Annotated in this window: 15 protein-coding genes; 8 read left to right on the plus strand and 7 right to left on the minus strand. The window is 69.6% G+C overall.

Annotation, left to right across the window (positions count from 1 at the left end):
• Window positions 1-18 precede the first annotated feature (18 nt).
• Entirely contained in the window at window positions 19-1,152 is a 1,134-nt protein-coding gene (locus TSH64_RS17695) for an ABC transporter substrate-binding protein (RefSeq protein ID WP_199237593.1), read from the minus strand.
• Between the two features lie 252 nt (window positions 1,153-1,404).
• On the opposite strand from TSH64_RS17695, the gene TSH64_RS17700 reads away from it, so the two are divergent.
• From TSH64_RS17700 to TSH64_RS17715, 4 genes are all read left to right on the plus strand, one after another.
• Window positions 1,405-1,755, plus strand: coding sequence for a RidA family protein (locus TSH64_RS17700; RefSeq protein ID WP_109446866.1), 351 nt, complete (start codon window positions 1,405-1,407; stop codon window positions 1,753-1,755).
• 38 nt (window positions 1,756-1,793) lie between these two features.
• Window positions 1,794-3,041, plus strand: a complete 1,248-nt coding sequence (locus TSH64_RS17705; protein ID WP_109446868.1) for a D-amino acid dehydrogenase — start codon at window positions 1,794-1,796, stop codon at window positions 3,039-3,041.
• Window positions 3,042-3,117: 76 nt separating this feature from the next.
• Entirely contained in the window at window positions 3,118-3,924 is an 807-nt protein-coding gene (locus TSH64_RS17710; protein WP_109446870.1) for an aspartate/glutamate racemase family protein, read from the plus strand.
• 129 nt (window positions 3,925-4,053) lie between these two features.
• Window positions 4,054-5,484, plus strand: coding sequence for an MATE family efflux transporter (locus TSH64_RS17715; protein ID WP_109446872.1), 1,431 nt, complete (start codon window positions 4,054-4,056; stop codon window positions 5,482-5,484).
• 11 nt (window positions 5,485-5,495) lie between these two features.
• On the opposite strand, the gene TSH64_RS17720 is transcribed toward TSH64_RS17715, so the two are convergent.
• On the minus strand, window positions 5,496-6,329 hold the full coding sequence (locus tag TSH64_RS17720) for a helix-turn-helix transcriptional regulator (protein WP_109452784.1): 834 nt from the start codon (window positions 6,327-6,329) through the stop codon (window positions 5,496-5,498).
• A gap of 111 nt (window positions 6,330-6,440) precedes the next feature.
• On the opposite strand from TSH64_RS17720, the gene TSH64_RS17725 reads away from it, so the two are divergent.
• From TSH64_RS17725 to TSH64_RS17735, 3 genes are read left to right on the plus strand one after another with little or no spacing between them, the layout of a single operon-like run.
• The gene (locus TSH64_RS17725) at window positions 6,441-8,561 is read left to right on the plus strand and encodes an FUSC family protein (RefSeq protein ID WP_348770326.1); all 2,121 of its coding nucleotides are present in this window, start codon (window positions 6,441-6,443) and stop codon (window positions 8,559-8,561) included.
• Window positions 8,558-8,773, plus strand: coding sequence for a DUF1656 domain-containing protein (locus TSH64_RS17730; RefSeq protein WP_109446876.1), 216 nt, complete (start codon window positions 8,558-8,560; stop codon window positions 8,771-8,773). Before TSH64_RS17725 ends, TSH64_RS17730 begins: the two co-directional genes overlap by 4 nt.
• On the plus strand, window positions 8,770-9,654 hold the full coding sequence (locus tag TSH64_RS17735) for an HlyD family secretion protein (RefSeq protein WP_109446878.1): 885 nt from the start codon (window positions 8,770-8,772) through the stop codon (window positions 9,652-9,654). Before TSH64_RS17730 ends, TSH64_RS17735 begins: the two co-directional genes overlap by 4 nt.
• Before the next feature lie 41 nt (window positions 9,655-9,695).
• Here TSH64_RS17735 and TSH64_RS17740 read toward each other — a convergent pair whose 3' ends face one another.
• Window positions 9,696-10,178 (minus strand): hypothetical protein, encoded by a 483-nt coding sequence (locus tag TSH64_RS17740; RefSeq protein WP_109446880.1) that lies wholly within the window; start codon window positions 10,176-10,178, stop codon window positions 9,696-9,698.
• A gap of 158 nt (window positions 10,179-10,336) precedes the next feature.
• On the minus strand, window positions 10,337-11,086 hold the full coding sequence (locus TSH64_RS17745) for an SDR family oxidoreductase (protein ID WP_109446882.1): 750 nt from the start codon (window positions 11,084-11,086) through the stop codon (window positions 10,337-10,339).
• A 97-nt stretch (window positions 11,087-11,183) separates the two neighbouring features.
• Here TSH64_RS17745 and TSH64_RS17750 point away from each other — a divergent pair, with 97 nt between their 5' ends.
• Window positions 11,184-12,119, plus strand: coding sequence for an AraC family transcriptional regulator (locus TSH64_RS17750; RefSeq protein ID WP_109446884.1), 936 nt, complete (start codon window positions 11,184-11,186; stop codon window positions 12,117-12,119).
• Between the two features lie 21 nt (window positions 12,120-12,140).
• Here the strand turns inward: TSH64_RS17750 and TSH64_RS17755 are convergent, their stop codons facing one another.
• The 3 genes from TSH64_RS17755 to TSH64_RS17765 all read right to left on the minus strand — a co-directional run bounded on the left by TSH64_RS17755 (window position 12,141) and on the right by TSH64_RS17765 (window position 15,872).
• On the minus strand, window positions 12,141-12,974 hold the full coding sequence (locus tag TSH64_RS17755; protein ID WP_109446886.1) for an enoyl-CoA hydratase: 834 nt from the start codon (window positions 12,972-12,974) through the stop codon (window positions 12,141-12,143).
• Between the two features lie 67 nt (window positions 12,975-13,041).
• Complete coding sequence (locus TSH64_RS17760; RefSeq protein ID WP_109446888.1) at window positions 13,042-14,109, minus strand: ABC transporter ATP-binding protein; 1,068 nt, start codon at window positions 14,107-14,109, stop codon at window positions 13,042-13,044.
• Window positions 14,106-15,872, minus strand: coding sequence for an iron ABC transporter permease (locus TSH64_RS17765; protein ID WP_199237594.1), 1,767 nt, complete (start codon window positions 15,870-15,872; stop codon window positions 14,106-14,108). The genes TSH64_RS17760 and TSH64_RS17765 overlap by 4 nt, the downstream gene beginning before the upstream one ends.
• Window positions 15,873-15,966: the final 94 nt, after the last annotated feature.

The following is a 15,966-nucleotide window of genomic DNA, read 5'->3' on the forward strand; positions in this document are numbered from 1 at the left end:
TCCGATCTGGGGCGGCGCCTACTTGGCGGCCGTCTTCAGCTCGCCGCCTTTGTAGGAGACGACGATGTAGGGCTGGGTCTTGCGCTGGCCCTGGGCGTCGAAGGCGATCGGCCCGGTGGCGCCGGCATAGTCGCCGAGTGCTGCCAGCGCCTCGCGGATCTTGGCGGGCTCGGCGCTGCCGGCCTTGTTGATCGCGGCGGCGGCCATCATCACGGCGTCGTAGGTGTAGCCGCTGAAGGTTGTGGCGAACTCCTTGCCGAACTTCTTCTTGTAGGCGTCGCGGTACCAGGCGCCGTCGGGGCCGACATAGTTGACCTCCATGCCCATCTGGCCCTCGACCGTCTCCGGCCGGGAATCGGCGGTGCACATCGACAGGTAGATGCCGAACCAGGGGGTCTTCGACAGTCCCAGCTCGAAGGCTTCGCGGTTGATCGTCGCCGCCTCCTGGCCGTAGCCGGAATAGATGATCACGTCGGGCTTGGCGGCGGCGATGCGCTGCAATTCGCGCCGGTAGTTCGACTGCCCCTCGGTGTAGAGCAGGTTGGCGACGACCTGGCCGCCCAGCGCCTCGAAGGCCGCCTTGGTCTCGCTGTAGACGCCCTGGCCGTAGGCGTTGTTGGGCGCGAGGAAGACCGCCTTGCGGTGGCCCATCCCGTAGACCGCCTGGGCGGTGAACTTCCCGGCGACGTCGTCCAGCCCGATGGTGCTGAAGGAGCGGTCGCCGATGGTCTTGATCACCGGCGAGGAGGAGCCGGGGTTGATGTGGACGATCCCCTCGCGCTGGAGATACTGGCCGACCGGGATGGTGTTGCCCGAGGAATATTCGCCGATCACCACCGGGGTCTTCGACACCGACACCAGCTTGCGCGCCGCGTCGATGGCGCTCTGCGCCCGGCCGCCGGAATCCTCGACCGCCACCGCCAGCTTGCGGCCGAGCACGCCGCCGTCGGCGTTGACCTTCTCCACCGCCAGCTCGATGCCGCGGCGCTGGTCCTCGCCGATGGTGGCGCTGGCCCCGCTCAGCGGCAGGACCGCGCCGAGCGTCACCGTGTCCTGTGCCAGCGCCGCACCGCCGCCCAGCATCGCCAGCGCCACCGCGCCCAGCAGCGCGCCCCCTGCCGAGCGCCGCGTCATGCCGTTCATCCTCGCCATCGCACATCTCCCTGCCGGTGAATGTTAAGCTGAATGACAATCTGTATACACTTAAGCGTATCGTCGTCCGCAAGGGGGCGTCAACGGATTTGTTCATGGGGCGAACATTTGTGCAGTTGCACAGGAATCGGGCCCGATTTTTGGGCGGTGCAGCATGGGAAAATTTCTGTGGACTATTGTGTATACAGTTACGTATCGTGTTTCGGACAGGCGGCGCCGGTCCCCGGCCCGCCGGCTTTCCGGGAGACAAGCATGAGCATCCAGCGTATCGAGGTCGGCCCGCGCATGAGCCAGGCCGTCGTCCATGGCGGTCTCGTCTGCACCGCGGGCGTGGTGGCGCTGCGGGCGCCGGGCGCCCCGGTGGCCGAGCAGACCACCGACATCCTCGGCAGGATCGACGAGCTGCTGGCCGCCGCCGGCACCGACAAGACCAAGCTGCTGACCGCCACCATCTGGCTCGCCGACATCGCCGGCTTCGCCGAGATGAACGGGGTGTGGGACGCCTGGGTCGCGCCGGGCAACACGCCGGTGCGCGCCTGCGTCGAGGCCAGGCTCGCCGCCCCGCAATTCACCGTGGAAATCCAGGTGACCGCGGCGCTGTGACCGCTCCGGCCGGAGGCGTTCATGCCAGGGAGGGGTTCATGAAGGTCATCGTGATGGGCAGCGGGGTCGTCGGCGTGACGACGGCCTACTGCCTGCTCAAGGACGGACACGAAGTCACCGTCGTCGAGCGGCATGACGGCGCCGCCGACGAGACCAGCTTCGCCAATGCGGGGCTGGTGGCGCCGGGGCACGCCTACACCTGGGCGTCGCCGAAGGCGCCGAAGATCCTGCTGAAGTCGCTGTGGCGCAACGACCAGGCTTTGCGCTTCCGGCTGCGGCTGGATCCGGCGCTGTGGTCCTGGTCGCTGAAGTTCCTCGGCAACTGCCGGTCCGACCGGGTGGCGGTCAACACCGCCCGCAAGGTGCGGCTCAGCCTCTATTCGCAGGACATGCTGCATCAGGTGGTCGAGGACACCGGGGTCGCCTTCGACGGCGCCAAGGGCGGGCTGCTCTATCTCTACCGCAGCCCGGCGGCCTTCGACGCCGGGGTCGCCAAGATGAGGATCCTGACCGACATCGGCCTGCCGCTGGAGGTGGTCGACCGCGACCGCGCCGCCGCCATCGACCCGGCGCTGTCGGCCACCAGGGACCGCATCGTCGGCGGCATCTACGCCCCGTCCGACGAGAGCGGCGACGCCCGGCTGTTCACCCGCAACCTCGCGGACTGGTGCGCGGAGCGGGGCGTCCGTTTCCTCTACGGCACGACGATCCGCGGCGTCGAGACCGCCGCCGGCGAGGTGACCGGGCTGGTCACCGACAAGGGCACGCTCACCGCCGACGCCTATGTGCTGGCGATGGGCTGCCAGAGTGCGGCACTGGCGAAGCCGCTCGGCCTGTCGCTGCCGATCTACCCGATCAAGGGCTATTCGGTCACCGTGCCGGTGGCCGGGCGCAACAACACGCCGCGCATTGGCGGGGTGGACGAGGAGAATCTCGTCGCCTACGCCCCGATGGGCGACCGGCTGCGCATCACCGCGACCGCCGACTTCGCCGGCTACGACAAGCGCCACAGCCCGGCCGACTTCCGGGCCATGCTGGCGGCGGCACAGGATCTGTTCCCGGACGCGGCCGACTACAGCCGGCCCAGCTATTGGGCGGGCTTGCGGCCGATGACGCCGGAGGGAACGCCGATCTTCGGCCGCGGGCGCCAGCGCAACCTGTTCCTCAACACCGGACACGGCCACATGGGCTGGACCATGTCCTGCGGGTCGGCCCGCATCACCGCCGACCTGATCGCCGGCCGCACCCCGGCCATCCCGCTCGACGGCATGCAGGCCGTCCACTGACAGGCGCGCGGGCGGCGTCACAGCCCGTGCCGGTGCGTCCGCGCCACTCCTCCGCACCACTGGGAGAATCCCCGAAATGGATACCAATGTCACCGTCGCCGGGGATGGCGCCGGTTCCCCGGCCGCCACCCTGGTGCTTCCCTTCGCGACCGACTGCGGCCTGGCCGCCCGCGCCGCCATCGGGCTTCTGGTGCTCGCCACCGACCAGACCATCGAGCATGAGTGGCGCTTCCTGCTCGGGGAGCCGGGGATCGCCGTCTACAATGCGCGCCTGTGGAACGACAAGGAGATCGCGCCGGAAACGCTGGCGCGGATGGAACAGGACATTGCACCGACGACCCGCCTGATCCTGCCCGGGCTGGAGCTGGACGTCGTCGCCTTCGGCTGCACGTCGGGCAGCATGGTGATCGGCCCCGAGCGCGTCCGCGAGCGCATCCGCGAGGTGCGGCCGGGCATCGCCACCACCACGCCGGTCGAGGCGGTGGATGCCGCGCTCGGCTCCCTCGGGGCGCGGCGCATCGGTCTCGTCGCGCCCTACCAGCGCCGTGTCGGCGAAGCGATGCGCGATTACTTCGTGAAGGCCGGTTACGAGGTGCCGGTGCTGGCGATCTTCGACGAACCCGACGATACCATCGCGGCGCGCATCGCCCCGGACTCCATCGCCGCGGCGGTGGCACAGGCCGCCGCCCACCCGGAGGTGGACGCCGTTTTCGTATCCTGCACCAGCCTGCGTGTCGCCGAGGCGGTCGAGGCGTTGGAGGCCCGCACCGGCAAGCCGGTCACCTCGAGCAACCACGCGCTGGCCTGGCACAGCCTGCGCCTTGCCGGCGTCACGGATGTGCTGGAGGGCCGGGGGAGGCTGTTCCGCACCCCGCTGCGGTAGACAAAGCGGTTTGCCGGCGGTCTCCGCTTGCGGCAGTGTGGCCAGGGACGACTTGATGGGAAAGGCGGCGAACCAATCTCTGACCCCAGAGGTCGCCATCCCAGGGCCGCCCAAGAGGAGACCGCTGCAATGGCCGAAACCGCCGTAGGGCGCTTCACCACCGGTTCGCCGATGCGCCATGTGATGGTGATGACCGCCACCGGCTCGGTCGGGCTGATCGCGGTGTTCGCCGTCGATCTGCTGAACCTGTTCTACATTTCACTGCTGGGCGAACGCGAGCTGGCGGCGGCGGTCGGCTTTGCCGGCACCGTCCTGTTCCTGCAATCGTCGCTGTGCATCGGGCTGTCGATCGGCGCCGGAGCGCTGGTCGCCCGCGCCATCGGCGGCGGCCGGCGCGCGGAGGCGGCGAGGCTGGCGGGATCCAGCCTGATTCTGACAGCGCTGGTCGCCGCGGCGGTCGGCCTGCTGACCCTGCCGCTGCTGGGGCCGGCGATGGATCTGCTGGGCGCCAGGGGAGCCACCAGGGAGCTTGCCGTCGGCTACCTGACCATCCTGTCGCCGACCCTGCCGCTGCTCGGCCTCGGCATGGGCTGTTCGGCGATGCTGCGGGCGCAGGGCGATGCGCGCCGTGCCATGACCGTCACGCTCTATGCGGCGCTGTTCACCGCGGCGCTGAACCCGATCCTGATCTTCGGCCTGCGGCTGGACCTGACCGGTGCGGCGGTGACGGTCGTGCTGTCGCGCTGCCTGCTCGCCGCCGTCGGCTGGCACGGCGTGGCGCGGGTGCACCGGCTGGTCGCCGCACCGGGCTGGACCGGCCTGCTGACGGATGCCGGGACGCTGGCCGGCATCGCCGGTCCGGCGGTCCTCACCAACCTCGCCACCCCGGTCGCCGGCGTCTATGTCACCACCAGCATGGCGCGTTTCGGCGATGCGGCCATCGCCGGGGCGGCCATCGTCGACCGCCTGGTTCCGGTCGCCTTCGGCACCATCTTCGCCCTGACCGGTGCCGTCGGCCCGATCCTGGCGCAGAATCTGGGGGCCGACCGCCCCGACCGGGTGCGCGCGACTCTGCGGGCCAGCCTGGCGCTGATCGTCGTCTGGGTGCTGGCGGTCTGGCTGGGTCTGTTCCTTGCCCGCGATCTGGTGGTGGGCGCCTTTTCCGCCGAGGGCGTGTCGGCCGATCTGGTCCGCCTGTTCTGCACCGCAGTGGCCGGCGGGTTCCTGTTCGTAGGCTTCCTGTTCGTCGGCAATGCTGCCTTCAACAATCTAGGCTTTCCCCTGCTGGCGACCGGGTTCAACTGGGGCAGGGCGACGCTGGGGACCATGCCGTTCGTTGCGGTCGGCGGCTGGCTGGGCGGGGCGCCGGGGGTGCTGATCGGGCAGGCGGCAGGATCGGTGCTATTCGGCATCGCGGCGGTCCTGGTGGCGTTCCGGGTGACCGGGCGGCTCGGCCGGAGCGGAGGCGGCCCGGCACCGGAGGCCGTTGCCGTGCCGGCCGACGTTCCGCTGTCCGGCAAGGCGGCGGTCGCGCTGGCCGTGCAGGTCAACCGGCCGTGAGGCGGCATCGCTTACCTGACACCCGGCTTGCTCTTCCCTGTCCGTGACCCCGGCAGCCTCGCCCTGCGCTGGGTAAAATATTGTGCCGGCGTGCTTCCCAGGGCCTTCTTGAACATCGTGATGAAGGCGTTGACCGATTCGTAGCCGAGCGTGTCCGCCACCGTCTGCACCGCGGCCCCGCCGGCCAGTTCGCGAAGCGCCACGACAAGGTGAAGCTGCTGCCGCCAGCGCCCGAAGGTCAGGCCGGTCTCGCGGAGCATCAGGCGGGCCAGCGACCTCTCGCTCATGGCGACGCGTCTGGCCCAGTCCGCCAAGGTGCTGCGGTCGGACGGTTCCAGCGTCAGGGCATCGGCGATCGCCCGGATCTTCGGATCGTTGGAGATGGGCAGGTTGAAGTGTTCGCGCGGCATCGCGGCCAGCTCGTCCAGCGTCACCCGTGCAAGCCGGGCGGCATGGCTGTCCGGCGGATAGTCCAGAACCTCGCCGGTCAGCCGGTTGACCAGCTCCCGCACCAGCGGAGAGATCGACAGGGTGCAGCAGAGCTCGGGCAGGTTTGCCGCTCCCGGCTCGACGAACAAATAGCTGAGCCGGGCATTCGCCGTCGTCCTGACGCTGTGCGGCATGCCGCCCGGAATCCACACCCCGCAATCGGGCGGCACGATCCAGATCTCGTCGTCCGCGGTGCAGGTGACGGCGCCGTGCAGCGCCAGAATCAACTGCCCCCGCCGATGCACGTGCACCGGCACTTCCGCCTCGTAGTCCGCGAAGTCGAGCAGGCGTGCGACGGCAGGCCGGTCCGCAAGATCGGGGTCGAAGACGGAAACGGCGGACCGTGACCCGGACATCGCATTCGGCATGATTGGTTTTGGCAGGATTAAGGGATTTTTTGACAGGATACCTAATTTATCTGGCAGCGCAACGCGCCGATACTCGGGGGCATGAGAACCCACCATCCTTTGAACCGGTTCCTGACAGCCACCGGGATCGCGCTGCTGCGGAGCGATGCCGACGCTCTGCTCTTCTCGGCGAAAAGCTTCGCCGCGGCGATGCTGGCCTATTACATCGCGCTGCGCGCAGGGGTGCCGAAACCCTCCTGGGCCATCGTCACCGTCTACATCGTGTCGCAGAATTCGGCCGGCGCGTCGCTCGGCCGCGGCGTCTACCGCTTCGCGGGCACGATTGTCGGTGCGGTGGCGACCGTGGCGATCGTCCCCTGCTTCGTGAACGATCCGCTTGTCTGCAGCGTGGTTCTTGCCGGCTGGATCGGCCTGTGCCTCTATTTCTCACTGCTCGACCGCACCGCGCGGGCCTATGCCTTCGTGCTGTCCGGCTACACCGCCAGCCTGATCGGCTTCCCCGGCGTGTTCCATCCCGCCGCCATCTTCGATACGGCGTCGGTGCGGGTCCAGGAGATCTCCATCGGCATCCTCTGCGCCGTCCTGGTCCATCGCTTCGTCCTGCCGAAGCGCATGACCGGCCAGTTCACCGCCAAGCTGTCGGCGACGCTGCGGGACGCCCGCCGGCTGGCGGGCGATGCGCTGCATGGACGCTCCGGGCAGGGGTTCCGCCACGACCGCGACCGGCTCGCCGGCGATCTTCTCGCCCTGCAAGGGCTGGCCGCTCACCTGCCCTACGATCCGGTGCCGGTGACGCCGAGCCTGGAGACGCTGCACCTGATCCATGACCGGCTTGCGCGGCTGCTTCCGCTCGCCACGGAGGTCGGGGACCGCATCCATGCGCTGCGCAGCGGAGACCGCAGTTTGCGCAACGAGCGGCCAAACGAACTGGCCGACGAGCTGGCCGCGCTGCTGGATGGTGCGGGGGATTGGCTCGCCGCCGCCGATGCGGCCGGGCGGGATGCCGTCGCGATCCGTCTGATCGATCGTGCCCGCACGCTGCGGACACGCATCGCCGCGGAGGCCGCGACGGCCGGCGACAGGCTGGCGGCCAACCTCGCCGGCCACCTCGCCGAGATGATCGGCCTGCTTCACGAGTGCGACCGGCTCGGACGGATCGTCGGACGGAGCAGTGCCCGGACCGCCCTTGCCACCCCCCGGCCGCCGGACGCCGCATCGCACCGGCGCGCCGGGCGCGCGACGGGCTATGTCTATCACCGCGACCCCTGGATGGCCGCCCGGAGCGCGCTGGGCGCGGTCGCCGGCATCGTCATCGGCTGTGCGTTCTGGATCTGGTCGGCCTGGCCGGAGGGTGGGCTGGCGGTGTCGATCCTGGGCGTCTGCTGCGCCCTGTTCGGCAATGTCGACACGCCGGCGCCGAATGTCGTCAAATACATGACCGGCTCGGTCGTCGGGGTGGCGGTCAGCCTGGTCTACAGCTTCGCCATCCTGCCCCGCGTGACGGATTTCGCCGGTCTCGCCGCGGTGCTGGCACCGGCCTTCCTGGTCGCCGGCTCGCTGCAAGCCCGGCCGACGACGGCCTACATGGCGCTCGGCATCACTTTGACGATCCCGATCCTGTCGGGACTGGGCGCCAGCTATGCCGGCGACTTCGCCGGGTCGCTCAACAGCGTCGTCGCGCTGTTCGCGGCAACGGGATTTGCCGTCGCCAGCATGAGCCTGTTCCAGACCATCCCGGTCGATGCGGCAATCGGCCGGCTGCTTCGGCTGAACCGGCGGGATGTCAGGCGGCGGGCCCTGGGCGGCGCACCCGACGAGGCGCTGTGGACGAGCCTGATGATCGACCGGACGGCGCTGCTGCTGCCGAGGCTCCGGCTGTCCGGGACGTCCCACCCGGATGTGCTCGACGACACGCTGCACCATCTGCGCGTCGGTCACGCCGCCGGCCGGCTTCATCGGGCGATCCGGCATCTCGGCGCGAATGACGGGGAGATCGCTCATGACGGGTTCGAGCTTCTCACCGCGATTGCCCTGCGCTTCGGCCCCGGATATCGGGCGGGGCCGTCCGATGCCACGGCCCTGCACCGGCGCATCGAAGCGCTGGCGGCGCGGATTGCCGACAGCCCGCCTGCCGACCGTGCTTTGCTGCTCGACCTGCTCATCGACCTCCGGTTCGCCCTCGGTCCGGGCGGGGCGGTGTCTTGGGAGACCGACCGATGATCCCCGATCTCGATTTCGGGGGAGTCTTCCTCCCCGGTCTGCTGGTGCTTGCCCTGGAGGCGCTCGCCGGAACCGTCGCGCTGGTCCGTCTCTTCGCGGCTGCGGGGCTCTTCCGCCTGACCGCCAGCCGGCCGCTCGTCGAACTCGCCATTTTCGCCCTTCTCTACGGCCTGCTTTTGCAGGCTCTGCCCTCCAGCGGAACATTCCAATGAAAGCTGTGCTGTCCCTGCTCGGGCGCTATGCCCTGACCCTGTGCTTCGGCACGGCTGCCGCCGCCGTGGCGTTGCAGGTGTGGAACCGTCACGAGCAGACGCCGTGGACGCGGGATGCCCGGGTGAGCGCGGAGGTGGTCCAGATCGCGCCGGAGGTCTCCGGGACCGTGGGCGCCGTCTCCGTCGCCGACAACCAGTATGTGCATCGCGGCGATGTCCTCTATGCGATCGACGCCGCGCGGTTCTCGCTCGCGGTGGCGTCCGCACAGGCCGAGGCGGAGGCCCGGCGCCAGGACATGCTTGTCCGGCAGGCGGCGGCGCGGCGGCGAAGCCAGCTCCGCGAGGTCATCTCGCAGGAGGATGTGCAGCAGACGGCCGGCGCCGCGGCACAGGCGGCGGCGACCTATGACGGCGCGGTGGCGGCGCTCGATCTCGCCAGGCTCAACCTCGCGCGGGCGACGATCCGGGCACCGGTCGACGGGTATGTCACCAATCTGCGGCTGCGGCCCGGCGACTATGCCACGGCCGGCGTGACGAAGATCGCCATCCTCGACGCCACCAGCTTCTGGATCACCAGCTATTTCGAGGAAACCAAGCTGCGGCGGATCCGTGTCGGCAGCCCGGCGCGGATCATGCTGATGGGCTTCGACGAGCCGCTGTCCGGCCATGTCGACAGCATCGGCCGCGGCATCGAGGACAGCAACGGAACGCCGGGGCACCTCGGCCTGCCGAACGTCGAGCCGACCTTCAGCTGGGTCCGCCTCGCCCAGCGCATCCCGGTGCGCATCCACATCGACCGGGTGCCGCCCGGCGTCGAGCTGGCGGCGGGCATGACGGCGACCGTCGCCATCGGGTCCACAACGGACCCCGACGCGCTGTGACCGGCCGCATCGGCAGTCGCGTCAGGCGTCGCGACTGCCGCTCAGGGCGGCGGGGGCAGCCGGTCGCGGGCGATTTCGACCGGGTAATCGGCGAAGAAGACCGGAAAGGCCCCATGCTCGGCGTGCCCGAGCATGGCGACATACCAGCCGGCATAGGCCCAGTCCGCACCCTGGCCGTCGCGGGCGATCTCGGGAAACCGCTCGATGAACTTCGCGGCGAGGTGACGGGCGGATTCCTGCGCCGAATCCTCCCATCCGAAATAGCGGTCCTTCTGGCCGGTGCTGTAGCTGGCGACCTGCCGGCTCCAATCGAGCGGTTCCCATCCGTTCGCGGCGACATTGCCCGCCGGCGTGACGTGGCAGCGCCAATGGCATCCCGAGGGGGCCATGCCGGGGGCGATCCTGAGACGCTGATACCCGACCTTGTGAAGCTCGCCCACCATGGCGAGCAGGCGGCCGGCCCAGCGGATGGCCGGATCGGTGGGCGGAGACAGCGACACCGGCATGACTTGCGCTCCGTCCATCCGCATCTCCTTCCATGATCGACCGGTCGCCGATTCAGCCATCGCCGTTCCGGCCTTGCAAGCTTCCTGGCGCGGCCCGGCCCCCGACCGTAAAGCGGCGGCTTCGCGCAGCCACCGCCGCTTCGAGTAGCCACCGCCGCTTCGCGGTGTTCCGGAGTTCAGCCGGCCTCGGGCATCCATGCTTCGGCATCGGCGCCTGCGGGGATGCGCAGGGGGGCCGAGGGATCGGTCACGGTGCGCCAGATCGCCTGGGCGACATCCCCGGCATGGGTCACCGGACCCGAACTGCTGCGCATTCCCGTCAGCATGCGCTCGATCAGCGGCTGGTAATCGGGGTCGTCGAGGCCGCGCAGATGCCGGCGCGCGCTGTCGCCGAACTTCGTTTCGGGCGAGCGGCCGGGCATCACCAGATGCACCCGGATGCCGAAGGGCTCCACCTCCACCGCCAGGGATTCGGTGTACGCATCCACCGCGGCCTTGCTGGCGCGATAGACGCCGATCAGCGGCAGCGGCTTGAGGAGGGCGGCCGAGGTGACGTTGATCACCACGCCCGCACGGCGTTCGCGGAACTGCGGCAGTGCGGCCTGGAGCATCGCCAGCGTGCCGAGCGTGTTGGTCTCGAAAAGGGACTTCGCCGTTTCCGGGCTGGTCAGCTCCACCGGGACGGGTGCGCCAAAACCGGCACTGTTGACCAAAACGTCGATGGGGCCGGCATCGCCGATCACCCGATCGATGCTGCTCCGGTCGGTGAGGTCGAGCGGCAGGACGCGCAGACGCTCGGACGCGGGCAGCATGTCGGCGCGCCCGTTGCGCGTCGTCGCGACGACAGTCCAGCCGCGGTCGAGGAAGAGCCGGACGGTCTCAAGGCCGAAGCCGGATGAGCAGCCGGTGATGAGGATGGTGGACATACGAGGCCTCGTTTCAGGGGTGTGGCCTGCATGCTAGCCAGAGGAGGCAGGACGGTATACGGTCAGGCGTCCTTATTTCTACGCAGATGGTCCTGATTTGCGCGTCGATCCGCTTGCCGAAGTCGTCAGCCTCCTGAAACCCGCCGCACGGTTTTCCAAATTCGTGGAATGCGCCGGGTCCTGGCGCATCCGGCGCGAGGGCACCGGCGAGCCGTTCTATTGCGCGATCCTGGAAGGCAAGTGCCGGATGATGGTGAACGGACACACGCCGGCGGTGCTTGAAGCCGGGGATTTCGTGATGGTCCCGGCCATGCAGGAACTCATCAACGAGAGTCCGGTGCCGCCTCCGCCCGGTGTGTTCGAAAGGCCGGCGGAGATCGGGCCCGGCCATTTTCGGGCAGGATGTGCGGAGGGGTCGCCGGATCTGCGCATGCAGATCGGGCACTGCGTTTTCGATTCGCCCGACGCCCCGCTTCTGGTGCCCCTGCTGCCCCGCACGGTGATCGTCCGCGGCGAACCCCGTCTTCTGACGGTGATGCAGCTCGTCAGCGACGAATCGCAGGCGCGCAGATCGGCCCGCGACCTCGTCCTGGAGCGGTTGCTGGAGGTGCTGCTGATCGAAGCGTTCCGCTGCGCCGGCAGTGTGGATGGCGCGCCGGGCCTGGCGCGCGGGCTTGCGGATCCGCGGCTGGCCGAGGCGTTGGGCGCAATGCACGCCGAGCCGGGCCGCGGCTGGACGGTGGCCGACCTCGCCGCCGAAGCGGGCATGTCGAGATCCGCCTTCTTTGCCCGCTTCAACCGGGTCGTCGGCGTGGCGCCGATGGAATATCTGCTCTCCTGGCGCATGGCGCTGGCCAAACAGCTTTTGCGCGACAGCGAATTCGGGGTCGAGGAGGTTGCGGAGCGTGTCGGCTACAGCTCGGCCAACACGTTCACCGTCGCCTTCACGCGCTTCCAGGGGGTTTCGCCGGCCCGCTACTCACGCTTGCCCGGGACCGGCGAAGGCCCGGCGTCGGTCGGCGGGCGGCGCTGAGTTTTCAAATCCGCACGGCACTCAGCTCCCGCTCCAGACCGGGGGGCGCTTTTCCAGGAACGCGGCGATGCCCTCCTGATAGTCGGCCGACAGGTAGCAGCGGCGCAGCAGGTCGCCGTCGATGTCCCGCGGCAGGCTGTTGTCGCGCAGCCGGCGCAGCCCCTCGCGCGTCGCCCAGAGGGTCAGGGGGGCCAGCGCGGCCAGCTCCTCGGCCACCTGCTGGCCATGGGCGGTCAGCTCGTCCTCGCCGGCGACGACGGTGCGCACCGCCCCGGCCGCCGCCAGATCTTCAGCGCCCAGCAGGCGGGCGCTGAAGATCATCTCCCGTGTCCGCACGGTGCCGAGCAGCGCCGACAGCCTCGCCAGATTCTTGACGCTCAGGCAATTCCCCACCGTGCGGGCGATGGGGAAGCCGAAGCGCACCGACGGCGAGGCGATGCGCACGTCGCAGCAGGAGGCCAGCAGCGCCCCCTCGCCGATGCAGGGGCCCGAGAGGACGGCGACCGTCGGCACGCGCACCGCCTCCAGGGCCATCGCCGCCGCCTCGGCACGGGTTTCCAGGATGGTGAAATCCTCAGGCGAGGAGACGCTTTGCAGGCAGGACAGATCGGCCCCGGCCATGAAGGCCGGCTTGTCGCCGGCCGCACCGGTGAGGGCAAGCGCCTTCACAGTGGGATCGGCATCGACCGCCCGGCAGATCTCGATCAGCCGGTCCTCCATCCAGGGGGTCATGGCGTTGCGGGCGCGCGGGCGGTTGAAGATCACCCATTGCACGGCACCGCGCCGTTCCGTCAGGATTTCGGGCGCAGTGCCGGGGGCGGCGCCGGTCGGGGCGCCGGTCGTCGGATCGGTCATGATCGGGTATTTCCTTAAAAGGCCGCCTGGGAAGACTGCAAGGGGAAGACTGCCAGGGGGAAGGCCGTCAGGCGGAGGGGGCCAGGATCTGGCAGGCGTCGATGGGGAGATGGACCGTCGTCACCGCACCCGGTCCGTAACGCCGCTCGGGCGGAACGAAGGCGCGGATCGTCCGCCCCTCGCCGATGTCGACCAGCACGTCGCGATGCTCGCCGAGATAGGCGGAGCGGACGATCGTGCCGGGCAGGCTGTTGCAGGACAGGCCGCCGTCATCGTCCAGCCGCACCTTGGAGGGGCGCACGCAGAGCGAGACGGACCCGCCGCGCGCCACCCCGCTGCGGTCGGGAGCGGTCAGCACGCGGTCGCCGATGCGGATGCTGCCCTCGCCCTCGCCGGTGCCGGCCAACTCGTTGTTCGAGCCGATGAAGCGGGCGACGAAGGCGTTGGCCGGCCGCTCGAACACGTCCTCGGGCGTGCCGAACTGCTGGACCGCCCCCGCCTGCATCACGGCGATGCGGTCGGCGGTGACCAGCGCCTCCGACTGGTCGTGGGTGACATAGACGGTGGTGATGCCGAGAAGGTCGTGGACCTGCCGGATCTCGAAGCGCATCTCCTCGCGCAGATGGGCGTCGAGGTTGGACAGCGGCTCGTCGAGCAGCAGGATGGAGGGCTCCACCACCAGCGCCCGGGCGAGTGCGACGCGCTGCTGCTGGCCGCCCGACAGCTCGGACGGGTAGCGGTCGCGCAGGCTCTCCAGCCGGACGGTGCGCAGCGCGCGGGTCAGCCGCTCGGCGATCTCGGCCTTGGGCAGGCGGCGGATGCTGAGCCCGAAGGCGACATTCTCGGCCACCGTCTTGTGCGGCCAGACCGCATAGTTCTGGAAGACCAGCGAGATGCCGCGCCGCTCCGGCGGCAGCACCCCGCGCGGCGAGGAGAGCAGCACGTCGTCGGCCCAGATCTCGCCCTCGGTCGGGGTCTCGAAGCCGGCCAGCAATTGCAGGGTGGTCGATTTCCCGCAGCCCGACGGTCCCAGCAGCGCCAGCAGCGTGCCGTTGGGAACCTGGAGGTCGATGCCGCGCAGCGCGGTGTAGCTGCCGAAGGACTTGCGCAGATTGGTGATGCGGATGCCGCTCATGAGGGAACTCCGGCCGCCGTGGCGGTCTTGCGGGAGGTGCGCCGGGCGCCGGTCAACCCGGCCAGCGGGCGGGCCACCGCCACGAGGAACAGCGTGATCAGGAGGAGAAGGACGCTCATCGCGCAGACGGCTTCGTAATTGCCGCCGTCCTTGGCGTTGTAGATCAGCGTGGTCATCACGTTGGTCTTCGGCGTGATCAGGAAGACGGCGACCGACAGCTCGCGGATGATCGGGATGAAGACCAGGAACCAGCCCGACACCAGCCCGCCGCCCATCAGAGGCAGGGTGATCGACAGGAAGGTCCGCGCCTCGCCGGCGCCCAGGCTGCGGGCGGCGCGCTCCAGCTCCGGCCCGATGCCCTTCAGGATCGAGCCGCCATGGGAATAGGCGATCGGCAGGAAGGTGGCGGCGAAGGCAGCGATCAGCAGCAGCGGCGTGCCGTAGAGGTTGAGGGGGGCCCGGGTGTAGGCGGCGAAGAAGCCGACCGACAGGACGATGCCGGGGATGACGATGGGCACCGTCGCCACCGCCCCCAGCAGGGAGGCGCCGACCATCAGCCGCCGCTCGACGATGTAGGCGACCAGCGTGCCGAGCGCCACGCACAGCGTCGCTCCCAGCGTCGAATAGACCAGCGAATTGACGATGGCGGTGTGGGTTTCCGAATTGCCGAAGATCGCCCACCAGTACCAGTAGAGCGACAGGTTCTCCCAGCTCAGCCCCTGGCCCCAGGCGCGGGTCAGCGACACCAGCAGCAGCGCGGCGTAGGGCAGGAAGACCGACATCAGCGGCACCAGCAGGGCGAGGATGAGTGCAGGCCAGCGCCAGCCGCCGAGACGGATCTGCCGGCCGGCGCGCGTCTTGCCGGAGATGGTGACGTACTGCTTGCGGCCGAGATAGCGGCGGCGCATCCAGAACAAGGCACCGGTGACCAGCAGCAGCGGCATGCAGTAGGCGGCGGCCAGATAGATCTCCGGCGGGAAGAGCTGGTAGAACTCGGCCAGCTTGGTGGTGACCACCGGGATGCCGGTCGGCGTCAGCAGGAAGGCCGGGACGCCGAACAGCGTCAGCCCCTGGATGAAGGACAGGATGAAGCTGGCGATCACCGCCGGTGCGGCCAGCGGGATGGTGATGCTGGCCATCGTCCGCAGCACCCCGCAGCCGAGCGTCGTCGCCGCGTCCTCCAGCTCCACCGCCATCTCGTCGAGCGCGCTCGACACCATGGTGAAGCTGTAGGGGACGGTGTAGATGCCGCAGACGAAGATGGCGCCGGCCATCGAATAGATGTTCAGCGGCGTCCCGGCACCCTCGCCGGCCAGCCAGCGCCATGCCGTGTTGAGCCAGCCCGAGTTGGGCGCGGCCAGCAGGATCCAGCCGGTGGCGCCGATGAAGGACGGGGTGACGAAGGCGGTCAGCGTCAGGACGCGGATGGTGCGGCGCAACGGCAGGTCGGTGCGCGACACCAGCCAGGCCAGCGGCACGCCGATGCCGACCGCGATCACCGCCGTGGCGGCGGCCAGGATCAGGGAATTGACCAGCGGCTCGATCAGCTCGGCCGACTGGACAACGCGCGCGTAGTTGTTCAGGGTCCAGGCGCCGGTCGCGTCGTCGTGCAGGCTGTTGAACAGCACCCAGCCGAAGGGCTGGACCACCAGCAGCACCAGGAGAAGGATGACGGCGCCGAGGACCGCCGCCTTGACGAGCGGCACCCGCGCCATGACGGGACGGGCTTCGGCGTCGCGGGAACTGGTTGAAATGACCCCCATTGGGTCCGCCTCCCGTTGCCAGGGATGGGCCCTGCGGCCCAGCATGATGGAGTGTTCCCGAACCGGCGGCCGGGTGGCAACCGCCGCCGGTCCG

The sequence above is a fragment of the Azospirillum sp. TSH64 genome (assembly GCF_003116035.1).
Classification (GTDB): Bacteria; Pseudomonadota; Alphaproteobacteria; order Azospirillales; family Azospirillaceae; genus Azospirillum.